10 protein-coding genes are annotated in these 13987 nt (G+C 49.6%); all 10 read left to right on the top strand.

Annotation, left to right across the window (positions count from 1 at the left end):
• Positions 1 to 344: 344 nt before the first annotated feature.
• The 10 genes from dnaK (at position 345) to HMPREF3190_RS03535 (ending at position 13966) form a co-directional block, all read left to right on the top strand.
• A complete protein-coding gene (dnaK, locus tag HMPREF3190_RS03585; RefSeq protein WP_066780459.1) occupies positions 345 to 2273 on the top strand; it encodes a molecular chaperone DnaK in 1929 nt (642 codons plus the stop codon).
• A gap of 5 nt (positions 2274 to 2278) precedes the next feature.
• Positions 2279 to 3169: a nucleotide exchange factor GrpE gene (locus tag HMPREF3190_RS03580; protein WP_066780457.1), complete on the top strand. Its 891-nt coding sequence runs from the start codon at positions 2279 to 2281 to the stop codon at positions 3167 to 3169.
• A 68-nt stretch (positions 3170 to 3237) separates the two neighbouring features.
• Positions 3238 to 4389 (top strand): DnaJ C-terminal domain-containing protein, encoded by a 1152-nt coding sequence (locus HMPREF3190_RS03575; RefSeq protein WP_066780455.1) that lies wholly within the window; start codon positions 3238 to 3240, stop codon positions 4387 to 4389.
• 39 nt (positions 4390 to 4428) lie between these two features.
• Positions 4429 to 4827 (top strand): heat shock protein transcriptional repressor HspR, encoded by a 399-nt coding sequence (locus HMPREF3190_RS03570; RefSeq protein ID WP_066780453.1) that lies wholly within the window; start codon positions 4429 to 4431, stop codon positions 4825 to 4827.
• 44 nt (positions 4828 to 4871) lie between these two features.
• Positions 4872 to 7463: an ATP-dependent chaperone ClpB gene (gene clpB, locus HMPREF3190_RS03565; RefSeq protein WP_066780451.1), complete on the top strand. Its 2592-nt coding sequence runs from the start codon at positions 4872 to 4874 to the stop codon at positions 7461 to 7463.
• A 553-nt stretch (positions 7464 to 8016) separates the two neighbouring features.
• Positions 8017 to 9549, top strand: a complete 1533-nt coding sequence (locus tag HMPREF3190_RS03555) for a TrkH family potassium uptake protein (protein ID WP_066780447.1) — start codon at positions 8017 to 8019, stop codon at positions 9547 to 9549.
• 3 nt (positions 9550 to 9552) lie between these two features.
• Positions 9553 to 10491, top strand: a complete 939-nt coding sequence (locus tag HMPREF3190_RS03550; RefSeq protein WP_066780445.1) for a hypothetical protein — start codon at positions 9553 to 9555, stop codon at positions 10489 to 10491.
• Complete coding sequence (rsgA, locus tag HMPREF3190_RS03545) at positions 10491 to 11498, top strand: ribosome small subunit-dependent GTPase A (RefSeq protein ID WP_066780443.1); 1008 nt, start codon at positions 10491 to 10493, stop codon at positions 11496 to 11498. Before HMPREF3190_RS03550 ends, rsgA begins: the two co-directional genes overlap by 1 nt.
• 249 nt (positions 11499 to 11747) lie before the next feature.
• Positions 11748 to 13034: a glycosyltransferase family 2 protein gene (locus HMPREF3190_RS03540; protein WP_082715134.1), complete on the top strand. Its 1287-nt coding sequence runs from the start codon at positions 11748 to 11750 to the stop codon at positions 13032 to 13034.
• Between the two features lie 2 nt (positions 13035 to 13036).
• On the top strand, positions 13037 to 13966 hold the full coding sequence (locus HMPREF3190_RS03535; protein WP_066780441.1) for a sulfite exporter TauE/SafE family protein: 930 nt from the start codon (positions 13037 to 13039) through the stop codon (positions 13964 to 13966).
• Positions 13967 to 13987: the final 21 nt, after the last annotated feature.

Below are 13987 nucleotides of genomic sequence, written 5' to 3'. Positions count from 1 at the left end.
AAGGTAAAAATCAGCTTCACGTAAGAGCTTCGAGTGAGAACTTAGGTTCATGGCAGGGTTTTGAGTTATATGTGCTGTGCGCAGCGTGTGCTTGAACGTGAAGCTGAACATATTCCGTCTTCCTTCTTTGTGATGCCACTTGCCTGTATGGGTAGGTGGCATTCTTCTTTATGACGATGGGTAGGTGGCATTCTTCTTTATGACAATCTAACAGCGGATTTCGATTTTCTCCTTACCGATTATTACAAAATATCAACACAAATCATGAAAAAACTTGACAAGTAGGCACTCATATTTCATACTAACAATCGCAAAGAAAAGATTGTGAGAGGAAGTAAGATATTATGGCTAAGATTCTTGGTATCGACCTTGGAACTACCAACTCTGCGATGGCAGTTATGGAGGGTAGCGAACCTGAGATTCTCGTAAATGCAGAAGGCGACCGCACTACACCATCGGTTGAGGGTTTCCGCAAAGACGGCGAGCGTGTTGTTGGTAAAGCTGCAAAAAATCAGGCAGTTACTAATCCTGAAAACACCGTGTCGTCAGTAAAGCGTTTCATTGGTCGTTCATATAATGAAACAGCAGAAGAACGCAAAACCATCGCTTATACCGTTGAGGCTGGTAAAGATGGTCGTGCAGTAGTAAACATTGATGGCAAGCATTACACTCCTGAAGAGATTTCCGCTATGGTGCTGCAAAAGTTGAAGGCCGACGCAGAAAAGCGCGTTGGTTCTCCTATTACGCAGGCTGTTATTACTGTTCCTGCGTACTTTAACGACGCTCAGCGTCAGGCAACCAAAGACGCTGGTAAAATTGCAGGTCTTGAAGTGCTGCGTATTATTAACGAGCCAACGGCCGCAGCTCTTGCGTACGGCTTAGACAAAGTTCACAAAGACCAGAAAATCTTGGTGTTCGACTTGGGCGGCGGTACCTTCGACGTTTCCGTGCTTGAACTGGGCGATGGCGTGTTTGAAGTTGCGTCAACGGCCGGCGATAACCACCTTGGCGGCGACGATTGGGATCAGCGCGTTATCGATTGGATTGCCGACAAATTCCAGAAAGAAAACGGCATTGATCTGCGTAAAGACAAAATGGCGCTTCAGCGCTTGAAGGAAGCTGCCGAAAAAGCGAAAATGGAGCTTTCGTCAACCACGCAAGCAAACATCAACCTGCCATTTATTACGGCCGATGCGTCGGGTCCAAAGCACCTCGATTACACGCTTACCCGCGCAGAGTTCGAGCGCATTACGCACGACTTGCTGGAGCGTTGTCGCAAACCTGTCGAGCAAGCGCTGCATGATGCAGGTATTAGCGCTGGTCAAATTGACGAAGTGATTCTCGTTGGCGGTTCAACGCGTATGCCAGCTGTTCAGGAGCTTGCAAAGCAAATGACAGGCAAACAGCCTAACATGTCGGTAAACCCCGATGAGGTAGTTGCTATGGGCGCTGCTGTTCAGGGTGGTGTTTTGGCTGGTGACGTTGAGGGTATTCTGTTGCTTGATGTAACGCCTCTGTCGCTTGGTGTTGAAACACTCGGTGGTGTTATGACGAAGATGATCGACCGCAACACCACTATTCCTACGCGTAAAACGGAAGTGTACTCAACAGCTGCCGACAATCAAACATCGGTTGAAATTCATGTTTTGCAAGGTGAGCGTCCTATGGCTGCCGACAACAAAACGCTTGGTCGCTTCCAATTAACCGGTATTCCAGCGGCGCGTCGTGGTGTTCCACAAATTGAAGTTACCTTCGACATCGACGCAAACGGTATTGTAAATGTGTCCGCTAAAGATTTAGGAACGGGCAAGCAGCAGCAAATTACCATTTCAGGTTCAACCGCCTTGTCTGATGACGAAGTTCAGCGCATGGTGAAAGATGCTGAGGAAAACGCCGCTGCCGATGAAGCGCGCAAGGAAGAAATTGAAGTGCGCAACACCTGCGATTCGCTGGTAAATGCTACCGAGCAAACGTTGCAGCAGCTGGGCGATAAGGTTCCTGCCGATTCAAAGAAGCAGGTAGAAGACGCCGTTGCGCAGGCAAAACAGGCGCTTGCTGGCAAGGATGTTGCCGCTATTAAGGCTGCAAGTGAGAATTTGCAGCAAGCAAGCAATAAGTTGGCAGAAGTTGCGTATGGCCAAAACGGCGCTGGTGCGCAGGCCGGTGGCGCAGCTGCGGGCGCGGCGGGCGCTCAAGCCGAGCCGTCAAGTGACGAGCCTATTGAAGCCGATTACGAAGTTGTTGACGATAAAGATAAAAAAGAAGGGAAGTAACAGCTATGAGTATGCCCAGCGTATTTCCTCATAATGAGGCTCCTCGCGAAGGCGACTCACGCGAGAGCGAACCCTTTCAGAACTTTCACGACCCAAACTTTGCAAGCGATGCGCCTGGTAATGGCGCATCGCAACCGGTAGATGGCGCGCAAGGCGTTGACGGAGACGCTGCTGCATGTGCTGGTAATGGCGCTGATCGTTGTGTCGCCGGTGTTGCGGGTGTTGATGCTGCTGGCGCTGCTGGTAGTGCACCTACAAGTAGTACTGCGCACGATACTGCCAATAATAACGCACATCAAATGCACGGTTTTCGTCGTAAGAAGCACGTTCACGACGCATCGCACGCGCACGGTGAGCAGCATGATGTTGTAAGCGAAGCAGAAGATGTGTTGCGCAAAGCAAGCGACAAGCTTTCTGCCGATTTGGAGGCCGCGCGAAAAGATGCAGCTACCTGGCAAGATAAGTTTGTTCGCCTGCATGCAGAGTGGGATACGTACCGTCGCCGCATGAATGAACAGCGCGAAGAAGAAAAGGTGTTGGCGTGCGAAAAGCTCGTTAAAAGCTTGCTGCCGTTGCTTGACGACTTCGATCGCACTATTTCCTATGCTCAGGAGCATGGCGAAGCCGGATTGCTTGAGGGTGTGTGTGCCGTGAACACGAAATTGCTTGACACGCTTTCAAAAAGTGGGCTTGAAACCATCGATCCGCAAGGTTGTGCCTTCGATGCGCTGGAGTGTCAGGCGGTAGCTACCGTGGATGACCCCGATCAACCTGACGAAACGGTAGCAGCGGTATTCCAAAAGGGTTATCGCATGGGATCAAAAGTGTTGCGCGCCGCTATGGTAAGCGTAACAACGGGTGGTCCTAAGCGTCCTTCCGATGAAGAAGAGCTTTAATCTTGTATAACAAACAATCACGAAGGGGTGCACTAAGCGCCCCTTTAGTATAAAAGGTGGTGGAACAAATGGCGAATAAACCCGATTATTACAAAGTGCTCGGTGTTGCTCGCGATGCGTCTGCCGCAACAATTAAAAAAGCGTTTCGGCAGTTAGCACGTAAGTATCACCCCGATGCGGGTGGCGATGAAGCCAAGTTTAAGGAATTGAACGAAGCCTACGAAGTGCTTTCTAACGAAAAAAGCCGTAAACTGTACGATCAATTTGGAACAGCAAACCCCTCACAAGCACCTGGTGGCGCTACCTGGGCAGATTTTTCGGGCTCAGGTGCAGGTGGCGTTGGCGGATTTGCAGGCATGTCGTGGGACGATATTCTCGAGCAAATTCGCAACAGTGAAGGCGCGTTTTCGCACTATGGGAGTACACGTGCAGGAAGCGCTGCCGGCTCTCCCTTTGGAAGCGCGTCTCCTTTCGGAGCAGGCTCGCCTTTCGGTGGGTCGTCGCCTTTCGGTGGCGCAAGTCAAAACTTCGAGTATCATTTCTCGGGTGCGCAGCGCTCGCCGTTTGGACAGGAATCTTCCTGTGCGCGTAAAGGGAGCGACATTACTATCACCCTGCCTATCAGCTTTGATGAAGCATTTCACGGTTGCACAAAGCGCATTGCAATAAAAGTGCCGCCATCAGGAACAAAGCGTGAATTAACCATCGCTATTCCAGCTGGGTGCGCCAACGACACGAAATTGCGTTTCAGTGGAAAGGGTGCTGCGGGCGAAGCAGGAGCTGCACCAGGCAATCTATACGTTCGCGTGCAGGTTGAACAGCATCCGCTGTATAGCTTAGTGGGCAGCGATGTGCGCATGCCTGTTCACGTGCCATTTGACGTTGCGGCGCTGGGCGGATCGGTAGTGTTGCAAGCGCCCGATAAATCGCAGGTCAAGCTTGCTATCCATCCGGGAACATCGTCGCATACCGAGCTTGTTATCAAAGGCAAAGGCGCGCATAAGAAAAACGCGCCAGCTGGTAATTTAATTGCGTGCGTAGAAATTGATGTTCCTACGGCGCTGACGGCAAAGCAACGCGCAGCCATAGAACAGTTGCGTGAGGAACGCTTACATCAGCAAGCGCAAAGTCAGGCGCAGGAGCAAGTGCATGATCCAGCACGTCAGAGCGCATACACGCAGCAGTATCAGGATGCACATCAGCACACGCAGGAACACTAACACACAAGAACAAGTACACGATTAATCACAGGAGACATCATGCCATTTAATAATGATAGAAATCGACCCGTGTATATGATTGGCGTCGCTGCGGAATTGGCAGGTATTCATCCTCAAACTTTACGTTCCTACGAACAGCGAGGTTTGGTAAACCCGCAGCGTACCAGCGGAAATACGCGTATGTATTCGCAAGCAGACATCGAGCGCCTTGAGCTTATCACCGAGCTTACCGACGAAGGCATTAACGTTGCTGGCGTCATTCGTATTCTCGATTTGCAAGGCCGCCTTGACGAGCGCGATTCCGAAATTGACGACTTGCACAAAAAAGTGCGCCGCTTGGCCGACAGAGTGCACGAACTGGAAACGCGCCAGAACGTGAACTCGCTTGTCGACGAAGACGGTGCGCCAATGATTACCGTTCGTCGCCTTCTTCCCTGATAGCAGTGTAGCAATACACGTGTGGGAACAAAAAAGGAGGAACTATGAGACTCGATAAATTAGCCATTTCGGCACAAACAGCGCTGCAAAATGCGCTGAGCGTTGCCAGCGAAGCAGAATCGGCAACAATTGAACCAATTCACCTGCTGAAAGCCCTTATTGAAGGTTCAGAAAACAACTTTTCTGCCATCATCAAGCGCATCGGCGCCGATCCAGCATTGTTGAAAGCAAACATTAACGAAGCCATCGCCGCCATGCCAAAACAGCAGGGCAGCGCGCCGCTTCCGATACCCAGCTCGGCAACGCTTAAAACGCTTGATAACGCGGTTGCGTTGGCGGAAAAAATGGGCGACAGCTATGCCACCAGCGAACACGTTCTTATTTCGCTTGCAAACGACAAAACGCAGGCAGGAAAGCTACTTGCCATGGAAGGTATCACGCAGAAAACCGTTCAGGAAGCCTACGAGAACTTGCGTGGGTCAAGCCGCATTACGGAAGCTAGCGACAAAGTTGAACTTGATGCGCTGAATAAGTACGGGCAAAGCCTTACACAGCAGGCGCGCGAGGGAAAGCTTGACCCTGTTATTGGTCGTTCTGAAGAAATTCGCCGCACGATACAGGTGCTTTCGCGTCGTACGAAGAACAATCCTGTGCTGATAGGCGAGCCAGGAACTGGTAAAACAGCCATCGTTGAGGGCTTGGCGCAGCGTATTGTGGCAGGCGATGTTCCTTCAAGTTTGAAAGATCGCGACATCATCAGCCTTGACATTGCGTCGATGCTGGCAGGCGCGAAGTATCGTGGAGAATTTGAGGACCGCTTGAAGGCCGTGTTGCGCGAAGTGAAGCAAAGCGCTGGCAGAATTATTTTGTTCATTGATGAGTTGCATACTATTGTTGGAGCAGGCTCAGGTTCAGATAGCACTATCGACGCTGGTAACATGCTTAAACCTGCACTTGCACGCGGCGAGCTTCATGCTATTGGCGCAACTACGCTTGACGAGTATCGCACGTATATCGAGAAAGACGCTGCTCTTGAGCGCCGTTTTCAGCCGGTGTTTATTGGCGAGCCGAACAGTGAAGACACGATCGCCATTTTGCGTGGCTTGAAAGAAAAGTATGAAATTCACCACGGCGTTCGCATTACTGATGGCGCGATTGTTGCGGCGGCTGAGCTTTCTAATCGCTACATTGCCGATAGATTTTTGCCTGATAAAGCAATCGATTTGATTGACGAAGCGGCAAGTAGGCTGCGTATCGAAATCGACTCTATGCCTGAAGAAGTTGACGCATGCGAGCGGAAATTAACGCAGATGCAAATTGAGGAACAGGCGCTTTTGAAGGAAACTGACGAAGCCAGCAAGCAGCGTCTTGATGCGTTGCGCAAAGAAATTGCTGTTGCGAAGGAAAATTTGGATGTTCGCAAAGCGGAATGGAAAAACGAAAAGGATGTTATCGAGCGTGTGCAGAAGCTGAAAGCCCAGTTAGATGAGGCATCAGCGGAAGAAGAACGCGCCACGCGTGATGGCAACTTGTCGCTTGCATCCGAGCTTCGCTACGCAAAAATTCCGCAGTTGAAAGCAGACATTAAGCACGCTGAAGCGGAAATTACCGAGAAGCAGAAAAACGGCGCCTTGCTGAAAGAGGAAGTTACGGAAGCAGAAATTGCAGAAGTGGTGTCGGCGTGGACGGGTATTCCTGTTCAAAAGATGATGCGCGGTGAGATGGAAAAGCTTGCCGACCTTGAAAGCAAGCTTCATGAGCGCGTGATTGGGCAAGATGCTGCTGTGAATGCTGTTGCTGGTGCGATTCGCCGCAACCGTGCTGGCTTGTCCGACCCGCATAAGCCAATCGGTTCGTTCTTGTTCCTTGGTCCTACGGGTGTTGGTAAAACCGAGCTTGCAAAAGCGCTGGCAGATTACTTGTTCGACAGCGAAAAAGCTATGGTGCGCATTGATATGTCGGAGTACATGGAAAAGTTCAGCGTGGCGCGTTTAATTGGTGCGCCTCCTGGATATGTTGGCTATGACGAGGGCGGACAGCTTACCGAAGCGGTGCGCAGGCGTCCGTACAGCGTTGTGTTGCTTGACGAAATTGAGAAAGCGCACCCCGACGTGTTCAACATTTTGCTGCAAGTGCTCGACGATGGGCGCCTTACGGACAGTCAGGGCCGCGTGGTGAATTTCAAGAACACGATTATCATTATGACCAGTAACGTTGGCTCGCAGTACATACGCCAGTTCCAAGAGAACAACGACGTCAAGCAGCGCGACAAGGCAATACAAGAGTCGTTGCGCGCAACGTTTAGGCCCGAGTTTTTGAACCGTATCGACGAAATTGTTACGTTTGATGCCTTGAGCATTGCAACACTTGAGCCGATTGTGAAGTTGCAGCTTGATGATGTGCGGAAACGTCTTGAAGACCGCAGCATTACGCTTACGGTTACGCCCAGTGCGCTTGACGCGCTTGCCATTGACGGATTCGATCCGGTGTATGGTGCTCGTCCGTTAAAGCGCCTGATACAGCGCAAAGTTGTGGACAAAATTGCCGAGCGCATTGTGCAAGGAACGCTTCATGACCATGATACCGTAACCATTGATGTTGGAAGTGAAGGCGAATACACGTGCACGGTATCGTAGCGCTGTGATGGAGCATAGGCGCGCAATTGCGCTGTTCAGCAGTGTAGCATGTGCGGTGTCGTAGCGCCGTGGGTGGCGTAGGAACATGTACGGTGTCGTAGTTGCTGTGCGCGGCGTTGCAAATAACCTCGTTCATCAACAACAAAACCACGATAGCATTGCGCTACCGTGGTTTTTATTGTGCTTTGCAACGAAGTGCGCTATGCGCCGACTTGCAACTACATACGATGCGCCGACCTGCAACTATATACGATGCGCCGACTTGCAACTACATACGATGCGCCGACCTGCAACGACGTATCCAGAATACTTCCTTATCGAGCATGCTTTCTTGTGCCTCAAAATGACCAGTACATCATATTGCAACTTTTTACGCACGCAGCATTCGTTCTTGTATTAAAATAGGCACATGATTAAACAACGACTAAAAAATGTCTGGGCAACTGTTAAAATAGCACTTCCATGCTATGCAATTGTGTTGTTGTGCCTTGTGACTTTTATGATTTTTGGCAATGTGCTTGTTACCGTTACCCGTTTGTGGGCAGGATAACGTATGTGGGAACGTTTAACCTGGAGCGATGTTCGCATTATTGCTCACTATCTGGGTGTATTGCTGTCATTTATGAGCGCAGGTTTTGCCATACCGTTTGTGGTAGCGCTGTTATGTGAAGAATGGGAAAGCGCTGCGCACTATTTGCTCGTGGCGGGCATCGCGCTTATCGTGGGCACGCTGCTGCGCTTTTTACATATTCGACCTGGAAAAATTTCTCATCATCAAGCCTTGTTTGTTACGGGACTTTCGTGGATTGTGCTGGGGCTTATGGCTGCTGTACCTCTGTATATGTCGGGGCACTATCTGTCGCCCACCGATGCTGTATTCGATGCTGTATCGGGCTTAACAACAACAGGCGCGTCTGTTATTGTTGATCTTGACCATCTCTCGAATGCCGATAATATGTGGCGCTTTCTTATGCACGGCATTGGCGGCTTGGGGCTTATTGTAGTAGGTGTAACCTTTGGCCTGTTCGGACGCGGAGGTGGTGCATCGCTGTATTCGTCTGAGGGAAGAAGCGAGCACATTGTACCAAACGTTATGCAAACGGCACGCTTTATTTTTCGTATTGCAGCAGTGGTTATTCTTATTGCAACATTTTTGCTCTTTGTACTGTGCGCACTGCAAGGAATGGAGCCATCGCGTGCTTTTTTGCATTCCTTATGGTTATCGATGTCGGCATTCATGACGGGCGGTTTTGCGCCTGTTCAGCAGAGTGTTTTGTACTATCGTTCTGCGCCTGTTGAATTTATTATTATGATTGTAATGTTTTTCGGTTCGATCAATTTTGTGCTTCATTCAAGCATTTTGCGTGGTAAAGTACGTGATTTTTTTCGCGATACTGAAACGATTACAACATTTTTATGGTTGTCGGTGCTTATTGTCGTGCTTGCTGCAACGATTTCAGGAGCACAGTATTTCTCGGGTTTGCCAGCGATGTTGCGTCACGATTTGTTTATGGTAATTTCCGCGTATTCTACAACGGGGTTTGCAAACATTAACGAAACGCAGCTTACGTCGTCGTATACATCAGGCGCGCTTATTACACTTGCTATTTTGATGGGTGTTGGTGGTGGATCGGGCTCAACAGCAGGTGGAATTAAGCTTAACCGTGTAGGATTTATTTTCAAGACAATTTTTGCAGCGCTACGTCAATCGCTCGCGCCCGAGTCGGCGCGTATTGTTATTCCATATTATCACATGGGTGATCGCATTCTCGACTCTGCTACGGTACGCAGCGCCATGACGGTTACATCGCTTTATACGATAACGTACATTGTTGGTGCGCTGATGGGCATTGCTGCAGGTTACGATGCCACAAAGTCGATTTTTGAATCGGTGGCAATGGCTTCAAATGCAGGCATTACTTCAGGTATTATTGTGCCTGGTATGTCGGCACCGCTTGAGTTGTTCTATATTTTCGAGATGTGGGCAGGGCGTTTGGAGTTTGTAACGCTGTTCGCACTGATTGTTAAAGTTGCAACAACGCTGTTCCCTGTAATGGTTGCGCGTCATGGGCATAATATAAGGTAAGGTATGGCACAAAACGTAACATATCGCGTGTATAAAACGTGCGTGCAGCTTGCTTGTGCGCTCGTGATACTTGTGAGCATGCTCTATGGTGTGCCTTTCTTTGAGAAGACGCGTTTAGCATCGGCACTTTCCGCGCCTGACCTTAATGCACCTGCGCTTTCCACTCCATCAATTGCTACTCCATCACTTGCCACTGGTGCCCCGTCGCTTTTTTCTGCATTGTCCGCACCATCATTATCAACACGTGCGCCATCGTTACCTGCGTCATCGTTGCAAACGTCCGCACCATCGCTTATAACTGCTGCAAATCAATTATCGGTAAGCGATGCTTCTGGCACGAGCACTCATGATCCTTTTACCAATGCAAACACACATACGAATACGCTTATCAAAATAAACCCCAACAAACAGGGGGGTACGGTTTCGGTAGGCTCAACATCGGTTGATAGCAACCCTGAAAATGTCATTAACGAGGCAATGGGTAGCGACAGTTCGTTTGTATACGAAACTGAAATTGCTGCACTTAATAATCAGCCGCATTTGTATGATAGACGTACCGTGCAGGTTACAGGTGAAGTAGTGGGCGACATTATTAAAGCGGAAGACCCTCATTATCGTTGGCTTATTATTCAAGATTTGAATATAGGTTCTGATGCGCAAATTTCGCTTTACGTTACACCTGTTCAAGCACAAAAAATTGACAAGTTTGGACGATATGGTGTGCGCGGGAGCATCATTAAAGCGACAGGTATGTTTCAGGAAGTCGACCCCGAGCTTGAGGGTGCGCAAAGTTTACGCACGTCCGATCTTGTCGTTCTTGAAAAAGGAGTTATTACTAAGCCACCGTTTCGCTTAGATCATTTTATGCCAGGTTTCTTTGCGGTATTTCTAGGCTGTGTAGTACTGTATGTGTTTTATCGCGCCCATGAAAGGCAGCGTTAGTGAATATCACAGTCTTTGGACAAATTGTAAAACTCGACCGCGATTTACCACTGGTACGTGTTGATGCTTGTGCTTCTGAAAGCGGCTGTGTGCTAGAAGAGAAACGTGTTTCAGAAAAAGAGATTTCGCCAGATGAAACTCGTGTTCATGAGGGTATGTTAGTGCGAGCAAAACACGCTACGACGCTGGTAAAAACATCGCATGAGCGCGCTACTATTGGTGACAAGGTTCGTCTTACGCTGGCGGAACATAATAGCTGTGCTATTATTGAAGAAATTTTGCCGCGCACGACGGCATTTGTACGGCGCGACCCAGGAAAAACAGCACTACCTCAAGTTCTTGCCAGTAATTTTGATCATGTGATTATCCTTGCTCCCATAACGAAGCTGCACATTGAATATCTTGAACGTGCGCTGGTAATTGCATGTCAAACAGGTGCACGTGTATCGTTATTGCTTACTAAAGCCGATTTAGTGGCGCCTGACATCGCACAAGCTGAACAGCAACGCATTCAACAGCTCGTTGGAGCGTCATTTACGGTAGCACTATTTTCAGCAACTGACACGCGCTATCAAACACTGCCTGCAACGTGGTTTACACCAGGATCGCTCAGTGTATTGCTGGGTAAAAGCGGTGTAGGCAAATCGACACTTACGAATATTCTGGCAGGTAAATGCGTCGCGCATACGCAAGAAGTGCGTGCACGAGATGGAAAAGGTCGTCATACAACCGTTTCACGCAGTATAATTACTCTTGCGTCGGGTGCGGGGGTCATTGACATGCCAGGCATTCGTGGCTTAGGCTTATACGATGCGCATAGGGGGCTTTCGCGAGCGTTTAGTGATATTGAGTGTCTTGCTGATCAGTGTAAATTTCGCAATTGTAGCCATACTCACGAGCCACAATGTGCTGTCCAACAGGCAATAGATGAGGGGATTTGTTCTAAGCGTCGTCTTGAGAGTTATCTGCGTTTGCGCACAGAATTGTATAATGAAGCAGGTCAATGAGTAATAGAGCAGTAACCAACGAACTCGTGCAGCGATAATGGCGCAATGCAGCAGTGATGCAAGCAGTTACGTTGCCATTGACCAGCAGTAAGTAATGCAGCAGTAATGTCGCCATTGAGCAGCACAGTAGAAGCAATACAGCAGCAACAGAGAAGCACACTACCGCGAAGCGATTTTTTCGCACAGCCTAACCTTCATCAATATCTCACATGTGATGGTATGAAGGAACAGGTGATATAAGGAGGTACCATGGATCCGTTATTAGTTATTCCCACCTATATTACACAGCATCGTATTACGCGCAGAACTGAGGCGCTCAGCCCGTTTGACCATACTACAGCACTTACGCAAGAGGGTGAGCTCAAACGCTGTCTTACATCGTTATGTGGTGTTGCGCATATTTCACGTATTATGGTTGTTATTTCGTGTGACGCTACTATTGAAGACCAAGCTAAAGAAAAAGTTGCGCGTATTTTTGAACAATTCCCCAGTTTGCCGCTGTTTATGGTGGGGCCAAGTGAAGCGCGCGTGTTGGTTGGTCATCTTGCACAACAGCTTGACAAAAACTTTGATGGCTTAATTGGCGTTCAAGGTTATTCCGCTTTGCGTAATTTATCGCTTGTAGTGGCGCATTTGTTGCACTTCGACTCGGTTGTGTTTTTAGACGACGATATGATTGTTCAAGATCCTCATTTTATGGAAAAGGCCATGTATGGCCTTGGAAAACTGACGCGCAAAGGTATTCCTATTCTTGCGAAAACAGGGTCGTTTCTCGATACAAAAAGCTCGCGAAAGGCGCGTGACACAAACGAAGTATGGAATTACTTTTGGCGCTTGCCACGTGCGTTTAATCAGTGGCTTACCCGTGCGCAGCGAGGTCCGCGGCTTCAACGTTCCCATTTTGTATGCGGAGGCTGTATGGCGCTTCACAAAGAAGCGTTTAGCCGCGTGGCGTTTGATCCGTGGATACAACGCGGCGAAGATCTCGACTACATGCTGAACTTGCGTATGTATGGTTCGGAAATGTGGTACGACAAAGCGTGGCTTGTGCACCATCGCCCCCCTGTTCAGCGTAATGAAGGTTTGCGTTTTTACCACGATGTATTTCGCTGGTTTTACGAATATCGAAAAATGGAATACAGCAAAACGCAAATCGACTTGTTGCAAATTAAACCTGCATCGCTGAATCCTTATCCAGGACCTTACCTTGAGTCGGGCGTTATTCGTCGCGCGACGCTTACAGCATCGCTTCGCCTGCTGTTTTGTAAAGATAAGCCCGGGTATCGCAAGGCGTTGTGCGCATCGCGCTCAGAAGCGCGCGTGTATGCTCAGGAAAATTGCGACAAGTATTTCGGCTTTCAATATATGTGGCCAAGCGTTATGGAGTTTGTTGAAAAGAACGATGATTTGCACGATGTGCTTGTTCATATGGTAGACACTCAGCAGCACGCTGAAAGCTTAAAGACCACCGAGCGTAGTTATATCGATCCAGGCGCAACAGGTGAAATTCGCTTAAGCTTACCCGACAACGAGTAGTTGTGGAGGTAGCTGTCGATATGTGGTACTTGAATATATTGTTTGGCTTTTTTGTAGGCATTGCTTCGGGCTTGCTGGGCATTGGCGGCGGCGGGCTTTTGGTTACGCTGCTGCGCGTGGCAGGGGGAATGCCTGCTATTGAATGTACGGCAACGGCCCTGTTCACGGTTATTCCGACGTCTGTTTCGGGTGTTGTTACGCACGCGCGCCACAAAACTTCCTGCGTGTCGCTGGGCGTTCTTATGGGATGCGGCGGCGCGTGCAGTGCGCCCGTGGGAGTGCTGCTTGCAACGCATTCTCCTGATTGGTTCATAATGACAACTGCGGCGCTGGTGATAGGGCTTTCAGCGGTGAAGATGTTCCAAAAAGCGGCTGTTCTGTCGCGAGAACGTAAGCGCGCGGAACGGTTGGACGCATCACAAGGCACGAACGCAGCGTGCGTTGGTGCGGCAGCAGGCGCCGACGCATCACCTTGCACAGCGCCAATTCCCCACGCGTCGCCCATTGACGAGCATGCATCTTCCGCAGCGCTACACTGCCGCCCGCAGCATCGCCGCTTTTCTGTGCGCACTGTTGTTATTGCGCTGGCGATAGGCCTGATAGCAGGGCTGGCTTCGGGTTACGTTGGCGTCGGTGGCGGTTTTGTGATGGTACCGCTGATGATAGCGTTTCTGAATATAAAACCTTCGCTGGCGTCGGGTACGTCGCTTGTTGCTGTTATGATTTTGGCGGTGCCGGGCGTGATTACGCAATTCGTGCTTGGCAACGTGAACGTGCTGGTAGGAGTGCTGTTGGCGCTTGGCTCAATCCCCGGTGCCGTGGTGGGCGCGCGCCTGGTAACGATATTGCCCGAGCGCATGATAAGCCTGCTATTCGGGATATTTCTTCTTTTGTCGGCAGTTGGTTTGGTGGTAAGGGAACTGCTGGTGTAAACTGCTGAAAGGCGCACCGCG

It is taken from the genome of Umbribacter vaginalis (assembly GCA_001552935.1).
GTDB classification, from domain to species: Bacteria; Actinomycetota; Coriobacteriia; order Coriobacteriales; family Eggerthellaceae; genus Berryella; species Berryella vaginalis.
This window is presented reverse-complemented; position numbering and strand designations above follow the sequence as displayed.

What these genes read in the sequence shown, in the direction of transcription:
- dnaK (WP_066780459.1), top strand. Translation starts at nt 345, where the DNA reads ATGGCTAAGATTCTTGGTATCGACCTTGGAACTACCAACTCTGCGATG.
- HMPREF3190_RS03580 (WP_066780457.1), top strand. Translation starts at nt 2,279, where the DNA reads ATGAGTATGCCCAGCGTATTTCCTCATAATGAGGCTCCTCGCGAAGGC.
- HMPREF3190_RS03575 (WP_066780455.1), top strand. Translation starts at nt 3,238, where the DNA reads ATGGCGAATAAACCCGATTATTACAAAGTGCTCGGTGTTGCTCGCGAT.
- HMPREF3190_RS03570 (WP_066780453.1), top strand. Translation starts at nt 4,429, where the DNA reads ATGCCATTTAATAATGATAGAAATCGACCCGTGTATATGATTGGCGTC.
- clpB (WP_066780451.1), top strand. Translation starts at nt 4,872, where the DNA reads ATGAGACTCGATAAATTAGCCATTTCGGCACAAACAGCGCTGCAAAAT.
- HMPREF3190_RS03555 (WP_066780447.1), top strand. Translation starts at nt 8,017, where the DNA reads ATGTGGGAACGTTTAACCTGGAGCGATGTTCGCATTATTGCTCACTAT.
- HMPREF3190_RS03550 (WP_066780445.1), top strand. Translation starts at nt 9,553, where the DNA reads ATGGCACAAAACGTAACATATCGCGTGTATAAAACGTGCGTGCAGCTT.
- HMPREF3190_RS03540 (WP_082715134.1), top strand. Translation starts at nt 11,748, where the DNA reads ATGGATCCGTTATTAGTTATTCCCACCTATATTACACAGCATCGTATT.